At 68.5% G+C, this 18443-nt stretch carries 7 protein-coding genes and 2 pseudogenes; 4 read left to right on the plus strand and 5 right to left on the minus strand.

Translation table 11 applies throughout. The features are described from left to right. Positions 1 to 8 precede the first annotated feature (8 nt). The 3 genes and pseudogenes from pglZ to AB0F13_RS04080 all read right to left on the minus strand — a co-directional run bounded on the left by pglZ (position 9) and on the right by AB0F13_RS04080 (position 7435). On the minus strand, positions 9 to 2903 hold the full coding sequence (gene pglZ / locus AB0F13_RS04070; RefSeq protein ID WP_362074789.1) for a BREX-2 system phosphatase PglZ: 2895 nt from the start codon (positions 2901 to 2903) through the stop codon (positions 9 to 11). Then, a complete protein-coding gene (locus AB0F13_RS04075; protein ID WP_362074792.1) occupies positions 2900 to 6814 on the minus strand; it encodes a DUF6079 family protein in 3915 nt (1304 codons plus the stop codon). The genes pglZ and AB0F13_RS04075 overlap by 4 nt, the downstream gene beginning before the upstream one ends. A gap of 419 nt (positions 6815 to 7233) precedes the next feature. Further along, positions 7234 to 7435 (minus strand): annotated as a pseudogene (locus tag AB0F13_RS04080) (hypothetical protein). A 143-nt stretch (positions 7436 to 7578) separates the two neighbouring features. Here AB0F13_RS04080 and AB0F13_RS04085 point away from each other — a divergent pair. Beyond that, positions 7579 to 7731, plus strand: a complete 153-nt coding sequence (locus tag AB0F13_RS04085) for a DUF397 domain-containing protein (RefSeq protein ID WP_362074795.1) — start codon at positions 7579 to 7581, stop codon at positions 7729 to 7731. 126 nt (positions 7732 to 7857) lie between these two features. On the opposite strand, the gene pglX is transcribed toward AB0F13_RS04085, so the two are convergent. After that, the gene (gene pglX, locus AB0F13_RS04090; protein WP_362074798.1) at positions 7858 to 11475 is read right to left on the minus strand and encodes a BREX-2 system adenine-specific DNA-methyltransferase PglX; all 3618 of its coding nucleotides are present in this window, start codon (positions 11473 to 11475) and stop codon (positions 7858 to 7860) included. Beyond that, the gene (gene pglW, locus AB0F13_RS04095) at positions 11472 to 16118 is read right to left on the minus strand and encodes a BREX system serine/threonine kinase PglW (protein WP_362074801.1); all 4647 of its coding nucleotides are present in this window, start codon (positions 16116 to 16118) and stop codon (positions 11472 to 11474) included. The genes pglX and pglW overlap by 4 nt, the downstream gene beginning before the upstream one ends. Positions 16119 to 16366: 248 nt before the next feature. On the opposite strand from pglW, the gene AB0F13_RS04100 reads away from it, so the two are divergent. The 3 genes and pseudogenes from AB0F13_RS04100 to AB0F13_RS04110 all read left to right on the plus strand — a co-directional run bounded on the left by AB0F13_RS04100 (position 16367) and on the right by AB0F13_RS04110 (position 17765). Next, positions 16367 to 16525: a DUF4011 domain-containing protein gene (locus AB0F13_RS04100; protein ID WP_362074804.1), complete on the plus strand. Its 159-nt coding sequence runs from the start codon at positions 16367 to 16369 to the stop codon at positions 16523 to 16525. A gap of 191 nt (positions 16526 to 16716) precedes the next feature. Further along, positions 16717 to 16839: pseudogene (locus tag AB0F13_RS04105) on the plus strand (DUF4011 domain-containing protein); the annotation flags it as partial. 155 nt (positions 16840 to 16994) lie between these two features. Beyond that, a complete protein-coding gene (locus AB0F13_RS04110) occupies positions 16995 to 17765 on the plus strand; it encodes an AAA domain-containing protein (protein WP_362074807.1) in 771 nt (256 codons plus the stop codon). Positions 17766 to 18443 lie beyond the last annotated feature (678 nt).

The following is an 18443-nucleotide window of genomic DNA, read 5'->3' on the forward strand; positions in this document are numbered from 1 at the left end:
CTACGGCGTCACAGGCCGAATTGCAGCCGCAGCAGATCGCTGTGCAGGCGAAGGGTCCGCCCGTCCGGCAGTGTCTCCAGGACCTGCACCCCGTCGTAGTTGAGAAGCTGCCGCAGAATCGCCGCGAAGCCATCGGCCCGGGTGGCGGGGTAGTCCGCCCGTTGCGCCAGTGCCGTGACGGGCAGGGTGCCTCCCGTGCCGAGGAGAGCCAGCAACGCCTTCGCCACTTTCTCCTGCGGTGGTTGACGGGCCAGCAGGCCGACCTGGTCCCGGAACGCCTCGGAAGCGAGGAGCGCGGTCACCAGGGTTTCATCCGGCGGCACCAGCGCCGTGGTGATCAGCGTCTCCGCGCTCTCGCCCGCCGGCACCAGCGCGACCTGGAACAGTGGGTCGTGCGCCTTGGCCAGCTCGGCCTGCGCCTTCGTCGGTTTCTGCCGGCCCGGCTTTCTCGGCGGGGGGAGCGGCTCGGTCCGCGGCGCGGCGGAACCAGACTGCTGCTCGTCCAGATCCCACCACGTCGGCCGCTGATCACCCAGCTCCCGCCAACCCCTCGGCGGAGTCGCGCCGAAGGGGAGAAAGGCAAGGACGGGGATGGCGAATTCGGCGAGCGACGCACCACCGTGGTAACCCGCCTTGCGGGCGGTGTAGCGGGAGTCTCCGTCCCACAGGGCGACCACCGAGGCGCCCGGCTCCGGCCAGATCACCCGTGGGCCCGAGAGTACGACCTCGGTCGCCCCGATCGTCCCGTTCGGCACTCGGTGCCGGGCGGACTCGGTGGCGGACGGCGCCTCGGCCCTGACACCGTGCCGGTCCACCACGTGGCCGTGATCGCTGGTCAAGAGTATGGCCATGCCTTGGGCGGCCGCCACACGGAGCAGTTCGAGCAGCCCGGGAATGTGATCGGCCTGCCAGGCCCCGTCGCCGAGCTTCTGCTCTTTGGCGAGCCTGTCGTCGATGGCGTTCAGCACGACCGCGACATGCGTGCGCCCGTCGGTGAGGGCCTCGGTGAGGGCCGGACCGAAGGTGTCGCCGGCCCCCTCGCCCCGCAGGTCGTCCTTGTGGAACACGGCCGCGGGAGCCCCGCCCCAGAACTTGTGGAGGGGGAACAACCGCTTCTCGTCCGCTTGCGAGCCCTTCATCAGCTTCCCCGCGAACAGGGACGTACGGGAGACCGCGGTCACCGTCGGCAGGGCCGCCGCCATCGCGCGGCGCCCGGGATCACGCTCGTTCACCGGATCGAACTCCGCCCAGGAAGCGCGGAGTTCCTCTGCCAGCTCGCTGGCGATGGCAGCGCTCATCCCGTCCAGCACGAGCAACAGCACCCGTCGACCCGCGCTGCCGCGAACGGTCGGCTTCACGACCCGGTCGAGGAACGTCTCGACGGTCAGCATCGATTCGGGCGAAGTGCCCGCGGTCGTCCAGTCCGCCAGGGCGAGGGCGAAGTTCCGGTCGATCTCGTGCCGGCGCTCACGGACCCGGGCGCCGAGCGTGTCGTACGTGGACTTCAGAACGGGGTCCGGATCCCCACCGGCTTCGATGTGCTCAAGCGCCCGGTCCACCCATCCCGTCTCGGCGATCTGCCGCTCGATCGCGGCGGCCACCGTGTCCGCCTCGACGGCCGGGTCGCTCGCCAGCCACTGTGCGAGGCGCCCCGCCATACGGGCCCGTTCGATGCGCGCCCGCGCCTCGGGCAGGTCGGCACGCTTGTGCGCGTCCAGGGACCGGACCGTTTTCGCGAGAGCTTCGAGTCGCTCGGCCGCGAGCGCCCGCCCCACGGCCGTGAACCCGGCCTCCAGGCCCGCGGGCAACACCGGGCTGAACTCCGCTGCTTCCTCCGCGCCGAACTGGCGGACGAGCGCGGAGGCCCGGTCCAGCACGATCGCGCTGATCCGCCGTGCCTCCCGGGCCTGCTCCCTGACACTGCCCGTTCCACGTGAAGCGCTGGTGAGCAAGGTGCAGACGTAGTCTTCCGAAGCCCGCCCGAGGGCGGACACCAGCGAGTCGAGCTGCTCACCGGCCGCGGGGGGCTGCTCACCGAACCACCGTTCGGCACGCCCCCGCGCCCGGTAGACGGCGGCGTCCGGCGCGGCGTGCCGCCACAGCGCCGCGCACACCAGGCCGAACGCGACCGCGTCAGCACCGTGCTCGGCCTCGGCTAGAGCCAGGAGCGCCTGGCCTGCGAGGCCCGCCTGCTCCTCCTCGCTCAGGAACGCGGCCAGGCCCTCACGCTCGGGGCCGCGCAGCCGGAGGAAGCGCTCGGGGCCGCCGACGGTCAGGGACCAGCCGAGCAAGGTCTGCGCATCGAGGCTGCCGTCCGCCGGCCCGAGCCCCGAGCGGGGCGGCCCGGCATCGCCGTCGTACGGGCCGAGCCGTAGCCGCCGCAGCGCCAGGGCGGACAGGGCTGTGTGCCGGGACAGCATGCGGCCCGCGATGGGTGGCCAGTTGCCCTGATTGGCGTCCAGGAGCGATTCGGCGGCCCAATTGTCCTCCTTGAGCCTGGGGTCGACCTGCTGCGCGCGGAACGCCTGGCGGACCACATCCCAGCTGTCCACGGCCTCGATGCGCCGCTTGTGGGCGCGGCACAGGATCGCCGGGTCGAGTTCGTTCTGCTCACGGTCGGTCAGCACCACAAGGACGTTCGGTCCCTCCGCCCCGTCGACGAGGTGGCCGAGAAGCAACTCATGGACGGCGAGCGGGGAGGGCGCGGCCGCGATCCGAGCGGTCTGCCCGTCGGCCCACACAGGTTCGACGGGACCCTCCCACTGCGGCGCCGAGCGCAGCAGCACCGCCCGCCGCTTGCCGCCGCCGGTGAGCGAGGCGGCAAGCGAGGACTGGGACGACAGGTACTGGGTGATAGTCGCGAGGTTCAGCCGCACGGCGACCGAGGTGGCCATTGCACTCATGAGTCGATCACCCGCCAGGTGATCTCTATGGTGACGCCGGGCTCCCGCGAGGCCAGATCCGCCAGATCCGCCTGCAGTTCCGCCACCGCCTGGGCCGCCGTGGTGCGTCCGCCACCCGACCGGCGACGCACCTTCACCGTGCCGCCGACGGGCGCGGACGGCTCGCCCTCCGGGACGGGCGGGTGGCTGGTGCCCGTGGTCAGCGATACGTCCCCCGCGCTTCGGGGAGCGGGAATGGACGTACGCGTGGGCGCGGGCGACGGGGTGGCGGCCGCCCGGTTCCGCTTGATCAGGGCCAGCACCTCACGCTGGGTGCGTGCCAAGGCATCCCGCAGGTCACCGGTCCGCTGGTCGCCTCGGGCCACGTTCCGCAGCGACTCGAGGAGTGCCTGGCCTTCCGGCCCCTCGGCGGAGGCGAGTTCGAGAGTGGTCCAGGAAGCCGAGGCCAGCGCTTCGGCCACCGCCTTCGCCTGCTTGACCGATGTTCCGTAGCGATCCGCGCTGACCGTGCCGAGTTCGAAGGAGGCCAGTGCTTCCACGGTCTTCTTTGCTCCCGCGGCACCCTGGCCTGCCGCCTGGGCGAGTGCCTTCAGCAGGTCGACGGCCCGCCGCGCGATGCCGAGGCGGCCCGTTTCGTCGGTCTCGTTGAGCTCCAGGAAATCGGAGTGCTCCTCCAGCCGTCGTACGAGTTCGGCGGCCGGTTCCTGGCAGGCACGCGCCTGCTCGGTGATCTGGCGGGCGAACTGGTTGACCATCCGCCCGCGCCGGAGCGTCGGCGCCGTCTCCCCGAATACCGTCCCGAAGCGCTGCCGGGCCGTCTCCCAATCCTCCTCGGACGGCAGCGGCTGGCTGCGCAGCGTGTCCCGGTCCTTGATCGTCGACAGCTCCGGGGCCGGATCGAGTGGCATGCCTTCGCGCACCCATACACGGTCGTCCATCTCGGCGAAGGACGCCACCACGAGCTTCGCGATGAAGTCGGGCAAGCCGCGCGGCTGAGGCCGGTCGGTCCAGTCGGTGAGGGTGATCAGGGAGAGATCCCCCGTGATCCCCTGTTCACGTGCGAGCTGCCGGAAATGGTCAGCCCAGTAGGAAGAAACCTCGAAGTACGCCTCTTTCTGCGTCCCGAGCCGCAGCGGCTGAGCCACCCGCTGCATCAGCCTGCGGTCACCCGCGGGGACTTCGGTGCGCCCGTCGCGGGCCTCGGCGGCGGCCCGGATGTGTGTGAACACCTTGCGCGCGTCGGCCGCGGTGACGACGGTCTTCGCGGTGCCCTCGGGGTCGAAGTCCGGATGCTCCGGGTACTGGCCGGCGAGCAGCTTGCCCGCGATGTGCCGGATGCCCTCACGCAAGGACTGGCCGAAGGACAAGGCGAGACCGTCGACGTCGCGCAGCGACTCCAGGTGGTCGCCGAAGCCGAGCTCCACGTCCGTGGCCTTCTTGTCGGCCAGTCCGTAAGCCTGCTTGAACGCTGCCTTGATGTTCTTGAGCAGAGCCTCCCGCTGCGTCTCGAGGAGACCCTTGGCGCGGGCGCGGTTGTCCGCGTTGAGGTGGCCCGCGTACTGGGTGTCGAAACGCTGCTCGTCGGCCAGCGCCTTGTCGATGATGACGAGACGGCGGAAGTCCGCGTACCGCTGGCTGGAGAGGTGGGTGGGCAGCCACGCGACGGTGCGCCACCGCTCGCCTTGCTGCTTCTCGCGCAGCCCCCGCATCCGGTTGACGTCGTCGACCGCTCCGTACTCGCCCTCGTCGAAGGGCAGGTCGATGGCGATCCGCCAGCGGCCTTCCGTCTGCGGCTCCAGGTCGTGGTCGGGCATCTCGTCCTTGTCCGCGATGTTCCCGAAGACCACCTCGACGCTGCGCTCCGTGCCCCGCCACACGAGGTTCAGCTCGTCACTGAACCTGCCCTGCTCGACGCCGAGCTCCTCCACGAGGATCCGCCTGGCCAGTGCCTGGCGATTTCCCGGGTTGTCGTTGACGTTGGCGTTGGCTATGACGGAGTCCACGTCGACGCCGGAGAGCTCGAGGCGGACACCCGGGTTGGTGTCGGTGCCGGTCTCCTTGATCTCCGGGAAGCGGCCCGCCCACTCGGCGATCTTGTTCTTCAGGATGCCGTACTCGCGCCCGGGGATCGGTGCGACGACCGATCCGTAGTTGAGGGCGGACAGTCGCCGGATCGTCAGGTCGGACAGTGCGGGCGTGCTGGGCGCGAGGGCGGACAGCAGCAGGGTGCCGATGATCCGGTTGTCGCCGGCGAAAGCCTTGGCGCGGCCGCGCAGATCCGGGTCGGTGATGCTGTCGGGGTGCTTCATGTACCGCTCGACGTCCTCCTCCGACACGTTGTACGTGGCGAGGAGGTACGGGCGCAGCTTGGTCCTGTACAGCTTGTCCGCCGCCTCGAAGACGACCTTCAGGCTGTCCGTGAACGGCTTGTCGCCACCTGCTGTGATCAGCGGATACAGATCTCCCACGGGGATCAGGTCTCCCAGGCGTAACCCGTTGCGGTGATCGGCCAGCAGCTGCCCCATCAGCTTCATACCGGTCCGGTTGCGCTGGAGAGCCGAGGAGACATGGACGAGGGTGTCCATGAACGCCGGCGAGAACGGGTACGTGAGGCGGAAGCTCTCCTCGTCCGCACCTACGCCGCCGGTGCCGTGGTCGGACCCGAGGAAGGTGTCCCACACGTCCCGGCGGACCTTGCGGGTCTTCTCGAACTCGGCGTCGACGAGCGCGGCCGCTTCGGTGCTCCTGGGCCGCAGAAGGCGCGCCCGCGCGATCTGGGGAAGGTTGCGGTCCTCCAGCGTGATCTTGTCGAAGCGGCCGGATGCCTGGTTGAGGGTGTCCCGGATGGCGGACTCGGCCGCTCCGGAGAGCTCTTCGCCGACGAGCTCGCGCAGGTCGCGCTGGCGGGCGATGAACGACACGATGGGGATGGCGCGGCGCGCGTCGGCGCCCTCCACGAAGTTCGAGATCTTGCCGGCTTCCCGCCCCACGAACTTCTGGTCGTGGATCAGCGTGGCGAGCCACAGGATCAGTTCGTCGAGGAAGAGGATCAGCCCGTCGTAGCCGAGTGACTTGGCGTGTGCCGCGATGACGGACAGGCCGGCGTCGAGCGAGATGAACCCGTGCTCGTTCTCGACGGCGTTCTGCGCGAAGCCGGGCAGCAGGTTCGCACTGGCGTCCTGGACAAGCCGCGCCCGCAACTCGGCCGGAGTCGACGGGCTGACCAGGTTGATGGCGTGTCCCGCCTCGTGGACCTCTTCGGCGGCGAGCGCGGCATCCAGGAGGGCCGGGGTCCAGGCGAAGGACTCACCCCACTCGTCGTCCTCGTCCACGGCGCCGTCACCGACTGCTGGAGCCAGGCCCTTGATGACGGCATCGTCGCCCATGCGGGCTCGCATGGCCCAGATGTCCGCGAAGAGGGCGTCCGTCCGGTACACCTGCGGAGTGGGCGCATCCGGATGCAGCTTCTTGACGTGGGTGACGTAGCCGCCGAGGACCCGCTGCTCCATGGCCTTGGCCCCGAGCATGTGGTACGGCACGAGCAGGAATTTCTTCCCGTCCGTGGTGAGCCATTCGTGCTTGGTGAGAAGGGGATCGAATTCACGGCGCTCACGGCCGGCCGGGCTGCCGCTGAGCAGGGCGTGCAGTACGGCCATGAAGTGCGACTTACCGGAACCGAAGGAGCCGTGCAGATAGGCGGCCTTGGACCGGTGCGAGTCGAGGGACGCCTTGATGTACCCGAGAGCCTCGTCGAAGTTCTCCAGCAGCCGCTCCGTGACCACGTAGTCCTTGAGCGCGGCATTGGCCCCCTCGGGGGTCGTCGCCTCGGACAGCTGCAGGACGAAGTCCGAGGTGGAGATGGACTCCTTGATGTCGATGACATCGCGGAGCAGAGGCGGCTGCTGGGCCATGGGGGACTCGTTCTCCTTCTGCGTGCGCTGCGCTGCGCGGCGGTGCGGGTCCGGGCGGGCTGTCCGTGCCGATCAGGGGACACCAGACATCCTGTCAGTTATCCGTACTGGTCCGTCAGGAGACCATGAGCAAAGCCGGTGTGCTGCTGGTGACGCGCACCACGTGGGTGTGGGTATGGAAGGGCCCCCGGCCCTGGTGGGACGGGGGCTGCGCCCGGTGGACGGGCTCGGTCACTCCAGGAGCGTTGCTCGCCAGCAACGGTGGACGGTCTCGCGGTACGCGGTGTGCGAGGGGTGGCGCCCGCTGTGTGTGAAGGCCCAGTTCAGGGCCGCCGCGAACTCCCGGCAGCGTCAACCGGTCGAAGCACACGACGCACTCGAGGTCATGAGTGATCCGTGGAATGGCGGGCACCTTCTCCTCACTGATCGCCCACCGGGCGAACCGGATGACGGACGGGATCACTTCCCCCACCTGTTCCCACGCTCTCCGCGTTCGCGGCCTGCACCTTGGCCGTCAGCTTCTCGGCTTCCGTAGCGGGGCGGACGTCGTCCGGCCGCGCGTCCCATTCGCGGCCGCCCCGTGGCGGGCGGAGCTGGGAGGAACGGGCCTTCGTGGCCCATGACCTGACCGATCCGGCCTCGGCGCAGGTCGACGACGAACGATCCCTTTCGACAATCTCCCTGCTAGCGCTCAGACCTGACGCGTCTGCGGGTCTGATTGCTGAAGTGGCCAAGGAAATGCGGTAAGGAGTGTAGGTAGTGCGGTGAGTCGGCTCGACTTCTCTGAAGTTATATGGCGAAAGAGCTCTTACAGTAGCGGTAACGGTCAATGTGTCAAGATCGCTCTCCTTCGCGGGGCGGCGATAGCGCGTGACAGTAAGAACCCTGACGGGGACGGTTCTGGCGTTCGAAGCTAATGCGTGGTTGTCATTCGTTAGTGCTGTGCAGAATGGCGGCTTCCCAGCCGTGACTTGAGCTGAGCACCCAGTCGAAGCGGTTCCGTGACCCGGCTTGGTCAGGAGCCGTCGGCAAGTTCGGCGAGGCTACTTCTTGGCGGTGCCACGCCCGCGGGTAGCGGTGGGTGGGCGCCAGGCGCACAGGTTGTCGTCGGTCAGACCGTGCTCGCCCTGGACCATCTGCCGATCCCCTCGGAAGAACGCGGCAGGGGAGGCGCTGAAGGTGGGATCGAACTCGTCGTGCCACTGGTCCAGCCATGGCTGGAGTTCCAGCAGCCCTGCGAGGAACGGCGTCAGCTCGTCAGTCGTCAACGCCTCGTTGGAGGCGATGTGCGCATCGAGGGCGTACGCCTGCTCCCCGTGATCCCAGCCGGCCCAGCCGTACAGGTGAGGCGTGGCCACGTTGCTCTGCCCGTATGAGATAAACCGTTCCTTGGGCACGTCGAGCTTGCCGCGGGCCCTCCAGTAGGACGGCCGTAGGAAATCGGCCGAGGTGTACTTCGGCGGTACGGGGATGGAGTCCCGGATCTTCTTCTTGAGAGCCTTGTCCGTCTCGGCGTCCTCCTTGCGCTGAAGATCCCAGACATGCTCCCAGTCGACACGCTTCTTCAGCCCGGAGGGCTTGTAGCGCAAGGCGGGTAGGAAGGGGACGTGCTCGTTGGTCAACAGCTCGGCGACCACGGCCGAGAGTTCCTTGCGAGGTGCGTAGATCTTGGCGACGGAGACGAAGTCCTCGTCGCGGGAGAGGGCGTCGGTGAGCCGGGAGAGGGAGACGAGGGCGGGCATATCGTTCTCGTCGTACCAGTGGTCGCGGTTCTCGATCCGGTCGAGAAGCCAGGAGCGGAGGGCTTTTTCCTGAAGGGTGTCCCACCCTTCGGTGGCCCAACGCCGCTTGTACTCCGGTCGCTCAACCATGCCGATGGCGCGGCTTGACTCGATGGCGTCGATCCGCTTCTGGACGACCTCGCGGTAGGCGGCGGGCCAGTGGGCGGGGATCTCGGTGATGGGGGTGGAGCCGTGCCGCTTGAACCACTCACCGCTGGCTTCGCCTGCGGCGACTCGGCGGGCGAGGACGATCTCGAAGGCGCGTTCGCCGAGGGCGAGTTCGGGGATGTCGGGGGAGCGGGGGTCCTCTGAGACGCGCAGGTCTTCAGGGTACAGGTTGTAGAGCGAGTAGACCTGCCAGTCCAGCTCTTCTTGGAGGGCGATCATCCGCGCGCGGGTGGAGTGCCAGGTGGCGCTGGCTTGACGGAGGGCGGAGATGGTAGGAGCGAACTCGGCAGCCAGGACGGAGGAGCTGGTGGAGGCGAGTTGCTGGGCGAGGATGTCCAGCGCTGCGGCAAGGGAGTTGGGGTATCCGGAGGGGAGTGGGAACTCCTGAAGCTTAGTACCAGTAAACTCGTAGAACTGCTCCCAAAGCTCTGTCTTGATGCCGGACTGGTGCCCTTCAGTCCCCTTGCTGTGGCTCACCATCTTGAGCCAGAAGCAGGCGGTGGAGCTATTGAGCAACCCAAGCAGCCGAAGATGTTCCTTTTCTGCAGCCCCCTCTTGTAGCTTGATCACTGGCGCTGTACGGATGAAGACTTGGCTGCCACGGCTCATTGCGAAATGATTGTGTGTGGAGACGAACGGGAATGCAATCGACAATGGAACCTTGTATCGGTTCTTGAAGAACATGGAGTACTCGAACCACGAAAGGCCGCGCTCAAGCTGGGTCTTCCCGAATGCGACACGACCTCGAAGGTAGATTCGGGATGGCCAAAGCAGTCGTTCCGCAACGCCGGGTGCGTCGGCTCTGAGGTCGAGTTCGTTGTAAGGCCACAGCGATAGAACAGGATCGACAACGAGGTAGTCCCGCACTTCCCCTCCCTCAACTAGGGGTCGCTGATGGCTCGGCGGAATGCCGTAACGGCGAAGTGCTCCCGCGCCAACCATGTAGGCTTCATCTTCGCGGGTAACAGCCCCGGCGCCGATCACGGCGGTAATTGATTTCAACTGCAGTTTTGAATTTGCAGCCAACTGCCCAACCATTTCAAGCCCGCCGTCCGCCAGAATCCACGGCTGCTTACCGAAATACCGGCTCCTGTCGAGGTCGCCAACCGAGACCCACTGGCTTAGCGAGTCCGGCTTGTCGATCTGCTCCACGATCGCGCGCCACACCAGTCCGTCCTCGCCGTGCTCTGGTGCTGCAGGCTCACCCTGGACGCTTCGAACAGTGCGAATGGTGGGTGAGCGCCTTCTGCCCTCGCGTCGCCTACCTACGAGAATCACGGTAGGTGTCCCATGGCCGGGGATATAGGCACCAGAGGTGTCGATGACCTCAGTCAACTCTATGGAGTGGCCGAAGTAAGATTCAATCAGCCTGGTGCCAAACTCGCGTTTCATAAACGAGTTCGCCGTGATCTGCCCCACCATGCCGTACCCGCACCCTGTATCGGCATCCCCGGATTTTGCCAGCTCGAAGAATCGCTGAGCGAAGGGCACAGACAGTGCGTAAGTCCCCGCGCACGCGTCGTACAACCTCCGGTATAACGCATTGAGCTTCTTGTCCTTCACCGTGATGTACGGCGGATTGCCCACCACCACGTGATACCGCCCCGGCTCCAAAATCCCCGGATACTCGTGCACGTCCTCCGTCTCATACTTGAACTCCGCGAGTTCGTCCGCCGCCTCCGCATCCGAGTCGTCGAACAGATTCCCCTGCCGATGCCGCCGCTTGATCAGCGAATCCCCCACCGCCAAATGAACCGGCCACTCATACCTCCCAGCCTCCGCCACCGTCCGGACCCCACTCGCAGCCATAGCCGCAACCAGCAACCGGAACCGCGCGACAGCCACCGCGAACGGGTTCAGATCAACCCCATGCACCGAATCCAGCGCAGCCCGCACCCGCTCATGCAAGTCCCGCCCCGGCTGCCCCTCCGCCCACCGCCGCAGCAACCGCCGGAAAGCACCCAGCACAAAGTGCCCCGACCCACACGTAGGGTCGATCATCTTCAAACCCTCGTAGCCGAATTCCCGGACCGCCGGGTCCATCGTCCGGTCGAGGATGAACTCCTCCACGAACTCCGGCGTCTGCAGCAGCGCGTACGTTTTCCGAGCCGCCTCGCTCAGGTCCTGGTACAGGTCGCCCAGGAAGCGCGTGTCCCAGCCCTCCGTGCCGTCCTCGTTCAGCCGGTCCGTGAAGTCGTGCACCAGCGCACCGGACTCGTCCCGCGTACGCCAGAACTCGATCAGATCGCGAGCCCCGTCGTGCGACAGCGGGATTTGATATAGCGCGTTGTGCCGCCGGTCGAACAGCAGCCGGCCCGCCTGTCCTGCCCCCAGCTCCTCGAAGGCCCGCTCCAGCCACCCACGGAACGTCGGGTCGTCGTCCTTCGCGACGTACTCCTCGTGACGCGCGAGCGCCAGGTCCCGGCGATCGTCCTCCGGTGCCGTAACGTACGGCTCCGGGATCAACCCGTTGTCCTCGCAGAACCGGACAAACACCGTGCCCAGGACCCAGGCCACCCCCACCTGCGTGATCCGGTCATCCAGCCAGGAGTTCCACGTCGCCGCCGTCCGGCCGAGCTTGCGCGCCCGGTCGTATTCCTCGCGCAGCCGAAGGCCCACCTCCGTGACGACCTTCACCTGCTTCGACAGGTCGGCCTCGACCGCTTTGGCCTGCTGCTTGAGGTCGTTTAAAAGAGCTTTGCGGTCGATCACTTGACGTCTCCCTCGGTTCCCGCAGTGTCATTCGTGTCTGTGTCGCCGGCCCGGTGCGCGTTGTCCACCCACGAGTCCGGAATCTCTATCCACTCGCCCAGACCCGCCTGGTACGCCACCGCGACATGCCCCAGCTTCGGCTCCCGCGCCGGGTCGCCCTGCGGGACCAGGAGCCAGAGGCCGCGTCCGCCCTGCCGGGCGGCCTCCGCGAGCCGGTGGAGGACGCCCATCGCGTCGTACCGGGCGAACACCGCGGCCTCGGTCAGCAGGACCGGGCCGGACGGCGAGCCCGAACCGCCGACGTCCAGCAGCGTGCGCACCCGCGGTTCCACCGCACCCCACGCCGTCCGCGCGTACTCGGCGAACTTCATCGCACCGCGCGACCCCGGCTCGGCGACGTCCGCCTTGAGCAGCGTCTCCCAGGTCGGCTTCGTCTCCGGCGGGACCAGGGCGTGCATGGCCTCCAGGAACAGCTCCGTCACCGAGACGACTTCGGCACCGAACCGGTCGGCCCGCCTCAGCTGCCGGGCCGCGTTCCACGCCTTGTCCCGGCGTACCGTCAGTACCCGGTAGCCGTCCCGTCGTGCCGAGGCCGTCAGCCGTTCCTCCGCGCGGACCGCCCCCGCGAGCAGCGGGTCGTCGGAGTAGCGCGTCACCGCGCCCACATCGGTCGCCCGGCGCCAGGCACCGCTCGTCAGGTAGCTGGACGAGCTGTCGACGCGCGTGGGCAGATAGCGCAAGGTCCCCGTGTCCTCGTGCCTCGACAGGGTGAGGTCGAAGCCCGCTTCTCGCAGCTTTTTGGTCAGTGGGCCATCGGTCGGCAACTCGTGGGTGAGGGTGCCGCGGCTGTCCCGGACGACGAGTTCGGGGAAGCGCGCCCTGACGCGCTCGTGGACGTCCGCGCCGGTCAGGCCGGGCTGGCGGGCCTCGGGCACACCGGGGATCAGCGGTACGAGGCCGGCCTGGGTCAGGCGCAGCGCGCGGACCAGGGGCAGGTCGCGTGGGTAGATCTCCAGACGCGGGGTCGCCGCGGCGTTGAGGGAGGCCGCCGCCGCCAGTTCCACGATCCGGCGCTCGTCCCAGTCCAACGCGCCCGGCGGCAGAGTGAGCGCACCCAGCTCGGTGAGGACCGTCGTGGCGGTCGGAAGGGTGTCCAGCCTGGCCAACCGGTCGGCCGTGCGGCCCAGCCGTGTCGCGTAGTCGAGGAGGCCGGGCGCGGTCGGGGTGTCCGGGGCATCGTTCTCCCGTACGTCCAGGGCGAGCAGGCCCGCGCCGAGAGCTTCTTCAGTGGCCTTTCGGTTGGGCTGGTGCTGGAACTCCGCTTCCTGCGGATTGAGTTGTTCCACTTCGACCACGGCCCGTACCGCGGCGAGCGCGAGGCTCCGCCGCTGCTCGCGCCGGGGTAACTGCGTGCCGCGTCGTACGGCCAGGGCGTCGGCTATCTCGACGGCGGAGGCCACCCGGCCGAGGCCGGCGAGCAGATCCATGATCTCCTCACGCAGTGCCCGGACCGCCGGGTGCTTGTGCCAGCGGCTGCGCTCCTCCTTGAGCATCTGCGGGATGCGCCCGGCCGACAAACCGAGCTCTTCCGCGACGTCCTTCTGCTTGGGCCAGACACCGATGCCGGGAAGCTCGCCGCGCTCGTCGGGCAGACGCAGCAGCAGCCGGACCATTTCGACCTTGTTGCGGTTGGAACCGTTGTTGTTCAGCTCCGGTACGAAGATCGTGGCGAGGGTGTCGAGACTGACCTGGCGCAGCGCGGCGCCGGCCAGGCCACCCCCGTCCTCGCGCTCCGACAGGGCGTCGAGCACGGCGGACTCGGCGGCGGACAGCTGCGCGAGTTCTTCCTTGGCTTCGGCCCGGCCTCGCGGGGTCAGGGGCGAGACCGGCGCCTCGCGCAGCCGCTCGCCCCACTCACGCTGGCGCTGTTGCACCTCGCCGCGGGTCTTGGCGCCCAGGCCGGGAGCGTTGAGGAGTTTGCGGCGGCTGTAGTCGAGGAGGTCACCGACGGTGGTGATGCCGAGACCGTAGAGGAAGGACTCGGCGGCCGGGGTGAGACCGGCGGCCGACAGGTGCGTGTCACGGGTGACCTGCGCGGCCAGCCGCTCACGCTGCTGCTCGGCGGTGAGCGGCTCGGCGTCCGGGATCGCGGCCCGCCCGCCCGGCGTCTGCGCAGGCCTCTCCGGATGGCGGGAGCGGTGGCTGGAGGTGACGGTCTGCGCGGCGTCCAGGAAGATCTTCTTCCAGGCGTCCCGCATCGGCTTGAGTTCGGGGAAGCGTCTGGTGGCGTCCCGGTGCAGGGCCTTCTGGAAGAAGGCGACCAGGCCGTCCCGGACAGCGGGCTCGAGGGCGTCGGCGGCGATCGTCGGCCAGGGGAGTTCCTTGGGGTCCGTCATTTTGGGCAGGACGGACCCGTTGCCCCACCTGGGCAGCTCGCCGGAGGCCATCTCGTGCAGGGTGACCCCGACCGCGTACCGCTCGGCGTGCGAGTCGTAGGCGCCGCGGGTGAGCGAGTCGATGAACGGGTCGAGGTAGCCCTCCGTACCGGCGTCATGGTCCGTGGCCGGGTAGGCGGCCAACGAGAAGTCGATGAGGACGAGTTCGCGGGTGCGATTCGGGCGGACGCGGATGGCGATATTGTCCGGTTTGATATCGCGATGCCAGACACTCTCGCCTTCCAGGAAGTCGACGGCGCCGAACAAGTAGTCGCTGTACGCCTCCAGTTGGTCGATCGGGAGGCGGCCCCTCTCGCGCAGCTGGAGGGCGACCGTCTCCTCGCGGCGTCGTGCGCGGGTGCCGGCCTCGGTGCCCTCGCTGGCCCCCTCGCGCTCGTCGCCCACGTACTCCAGAGCGAGGACCGTACGATCCGCGATGCGCAGGGGCTCCGGCTCGACCAGGCGGATGATCCGGGAGTCGGGGCGCAGGCTCCTCATGACCGCGGCCTCGCGGGCCAGGATCTCGCCTCTGCTGTCGGAGAGCGCCACCTTGAGCACGGCCAGCGGGCGTGTCCTGCGGGCCTCGGCCTCGAAGTCGCGCACCAGGAAGGCGCGGCTGGTCGATCCTGTACCGAGGCGGCGCCGGACCTCCCAGCGGCCTCCGAGGACGTCACCCGCGACGGCTTCCAGGGGATCTTTTTCGCAGACCTCGGGAGCGGACGGGGACGTGAGCGTGTCCTCGACCAGCTCCAGCATCTCCAGGAACTCGTCCACCGAGGAAAGGCGTTGCTCGGGACGGTACGCGGTGGCCGCCTGTACCAGTTCGTCGATGTCCTCGGACAGGCCGTCCACCAGCGAGCTGGGGCGCAGGCCCTCGCCCGCTTCGAGACGGGCGAGGAGCTCGGCCTGGCTCGCGGCCGGCGCCCTGCTTGTGACCAGCAGGTAGGTGAGGACGCCGAGGCCATACACGTCCAGAGACACCGGGTCGGCGTTGAGCGCGGTCAGCTCTGGAGCGAGATACGGGTCGGAGCCTTCGGCCACGTGCATGGCGGACAGCGCCGTCGGCGCGAACCGGCTCGCGCCCTGTGCAGGACTGCCGCTGACGCTGCGCTGCGCCGCGATCTGCCAGTCGGAGATCTGCAGGTGAGGGGCGAGCCATGCCGCCTCTTCGCCGATCGCCTGCTCCTTGGGCCCCCGGTTGCGAGGGATGACATGGACCGAGCGCGCGGCCAGGGCCCGGTGGTGGATACGGCTGGAGTGCGCCGACCGCATCGTCTCGGCGAGCTGTCGTACGAGCGCCATGCGGCCGAGGATGTCGAGCTGCTGTCCGTGCTGGAGCAGGTACTCGCCCAGACGCAGGGTCTGCGGGTGGTAGTCGAAGATCAGCGCCGGTCCCGCCGAGTGCCCGGAGGGGTCGTACTGCTTGAGCTGGACGGCGCCGGGGTGGCGGAAGCGCCGCAGGACCGCGGCCTCGCGCCGGGCGGCACGCTCCACCGACTGCCGGATCGAGGCGTCCGAGCCACGCTCTCGCAGATAGATACGGACGCGGGCCAGTTCGGGCAACTCGCTGTGAGGGGCGGCGTAGTCGGCCCAGGTCGGTCCTGAGTCGAAGGACTTCCGCTCCAGCTGGTACGGGCCGACCTTGTATTCGGCCTGGCTGCGGTTGATGCCGATCCGGTCGAGCGCGGCCTTGATCTCGCGCGATTCGACAGCGGTGATCCGGTGGCGCTCATCGCGCGGTGGCCGCTTCAGCATCTCGACCAATTCGGCGATGGTATAGACGCCGTTGAGGTCGTTGGCCGGAAGGCGGATGCGGAGCGCGTCATCGGTGAAACAGACGGCCTCGCCGACCCACACGCGCTTGGATTGCTGCTTCAGCAGCCCGGCCAGCTCCTTCGCCTTTTTGTTGGCCAGGTGCAGGGGGTTGCCGTGCGTGCGGCGGTGGCCGTTCTGGGTGGTCTGCACCCAGGTGCCGTTCTCGCTGATGACCGAGCCGTGCCAGTCCTTGAGCTCGATCAGGCATACGCCGCTGGGGGCGACGACGAGGAGGTCGACCTCGCGGACGTGACCGCTGTTAGCGGTGAAGGTGAAGTTCGACCAGGCCCGCCAGGGGTCGGAGTCGGGCAGCTGCTCGCAGATGGCTTCCAGGCCGCGGCGCTCGTGGACGAACCCTGACTCGGTGACCGTGGTCCACCGGCCTTCACGCATGCACTGTCCCCCGCTTCTGGATCCCCGCGGTGAACGGCCGTCCGTCTGTTGTCCGTCTCGAGCAGGACAATCCAGGCAAGCCGATCCCCTCTGTATATGCGGATCGTATAATCCTGCCCATCGGCAAGGGGGGGCCAGCTGACGTTGTGTGGGATTCGAGCGGGAGAACCGCCTGATCCCACATGCCGTGCCGCGGGTCGGTGAACTCCGGTCTGTACCCTCACGAGTGACGACCAGTGGGGGGAAGCGTGGCGGATCCGGAAGCCTTGGGCGCCGACGATGGGGTGGAACGACTCAAGGCGATCCTGGCCGGGTGGCGGTCCTTCCTCGTCGACTTGAGCGGACGCAACCGATTGCTCAACTTCCGGCACACCAAGGCGGCGACCTTGGAGATTGTGTCGCCGTAGGCCGGCGCTCTTTGCAACGGTCTCGGCCGGGGTGGGACTTCGCTCCGCTGTGCGAGGAAGACCCGCTGCCCGATGAGAACGAGCTCGCGTCGACGGAACCGGAGTACCTGCCGGATACGCTGCGTCCCGACGCCGACGGCGGGGTCTTCACCCTGCGGAGCAAGTCGGTTCAGATCTTCAACGATTACGGCTTGTGGACGCTTCAACTCGGGGTGGGCATGCTCCGCTGGCGCGACGTCGGGGCACAGACCGGCAGCGACGCACCGTTCGTGCTGCTGCCAGTACGGATCGAGCGCCTGGCGAACGGTCGCATGCGGCTGCGGGCGAACGAGGATGACGAACCCCGGCTCAATCCGGCGCTGAAGGTGAAGCTGGAGCAGTTCGGCATCGACTGGACGCCGGTGACCGATCTGGACCCGCTCGACATCACCGCCGTTCGGAAGCCGCCGCCCGTGCTGTGGAGGGGAAGGTGGGGTGGACCGTCTCCTCCCGGGCGGTCATCTCGCTGTTCGCCTCGCACAAGGAGTCGATGTACCAGGACCGGCTGGACAACGAAGAGCGGGTCGTCAGCAGTGATCTCGTCCGGGCCCTCGCCCTCGGGCCAGACAATGGTCTGGCGCCCGACCGGTTCGACTTCGAAGAGATCGACCTGGACCGCGTCGACGAGCTGAGCCCGCCCGAGGACAGCCCGCTCGTCCTCGACGCCGACGCATCACAGCGGCAGGCGATCGCCGCGGCCGTGGCCGGGCGGTCCTTCGTTCTGGACGGGCCTCTCGGCACCGGCAAGAGCCAGACGGTTACCAACCTGATCGTCGGCCTCATGCACGCCGGACGCACCGTGCTGTTCGTCAGTGAGAAGGCCGTCGCGCTCGACGTCATGCTGAACCGCCTCAAGGCCGTCGGCCTGGACTCGTACGTGCTCGCTCTCCACAGCCGCAACACCGTCCGCCAGGCAATCGCCCGCGAATTGGGCCGGGCCCTCACCGAGAAGCCGCAGGCGCCGAGGCTGGCCGACGAGGCGGTGACGCGGGCCGGGGAGACCCGGCAGGCGCTCAGCGCGTCGGCGGACGCGATGAACGAGGTGCGGCAGCCACTGAGGCGCACGCTGCACGAGGCGATCGGCAGGGTCGGCCAGTTGTCCGAAGTGCCCGTGGCCTACCTCGGCCCTGGCAGTAACGGAGCATCTCCCGGTCGGCCACCTTCCGGCCGGATGTGCTGGACGCCCAGGACCTGGAGATGATCACCCAGGCGGCCCAGGCCATCGCCGGTTCCTGGGCACAGTCGCCGATCCGGATTTTTCCTGGCGGGATCTGCAGCCCGACGTGCCACATTCCCGCCCCGCGCTGGGGCAGGCCGTGGCGTCCCGGGACGCGCTGGCCGGCGCCGTGGCCCGGTACCGGGATCTCGCACCCGACGATGAACCCATGACGACCAGCTCGCCATCGACCGCCTGATCCGCCTCCTGGGACTGCTCGACTCCCGCGTTACGGTCCCGCAAGGCTGGCTGACAACGGAACGGTTCGCGGCTGCGGTTCTGGATCCCTTCGATGCCTTTCTCGGGGACCTGCGCAGAACCGGACGGGTACGCGATGCCGCCCGGAGCGCAGTCGGCGAGCGCTGGCAGGAGCTGTCCCTCCGGCTGCGGGCCGAACCGGGGACGCCGAGCAGGCTCTGAGAGCCTTGTCGCCGATCAGCCTCGATCTCGCGGACCTCACCGAGGAGCAGGCCCGTGTAATTGCGGCCGAATGCGAGGCCGTCGCTGCCATCGTGGAGCGCGCGCAGCGGACTCTGGGGGAGCTCTGCGATCACGCTGACATCGAGCAAGCAGTCGGCCTGGAGCAGGCCCGGAGCCTCTGCACGCTCCTGGCCACGGCGGGCGCGGAGCGCCGCCCGTCGGCAGGCTGGCTGACGTCGCCAG

Origin of the sequence: Streptomyces sp. NPDC026206 (assembly GCF_040638465.1) — a bacterium.
Classification (GTDB): domain Bacteria; phylum Actinomycetota; class Actinomycetes; order Streptomycetales; family Streptomycetaceae; genus Streptomyces.

Coding starts and splice junctions, on each gene's coding strand:
- pglZ (WP_362074789.1), bottom strand. CDS start 2,903: ATGAGTGCAATGGCCACCTCGGTCGCCGTGCGGCTGAACCTCGCGACT.
- AB0F13_RS04075 (WP_362074792.1), bottom strand. CDS start 6,814: ATGGCCCAGCAGCCGCCTCTGCTCCGCGATGTCATCGACATCAAGGAG.
- pglW (WP_362074801.1), bottom strand. CDS start 16,118: ATGCGTGAAGGCCGGTGGACCACGGTCACCGAGTCAGGGTTCGTCCAC.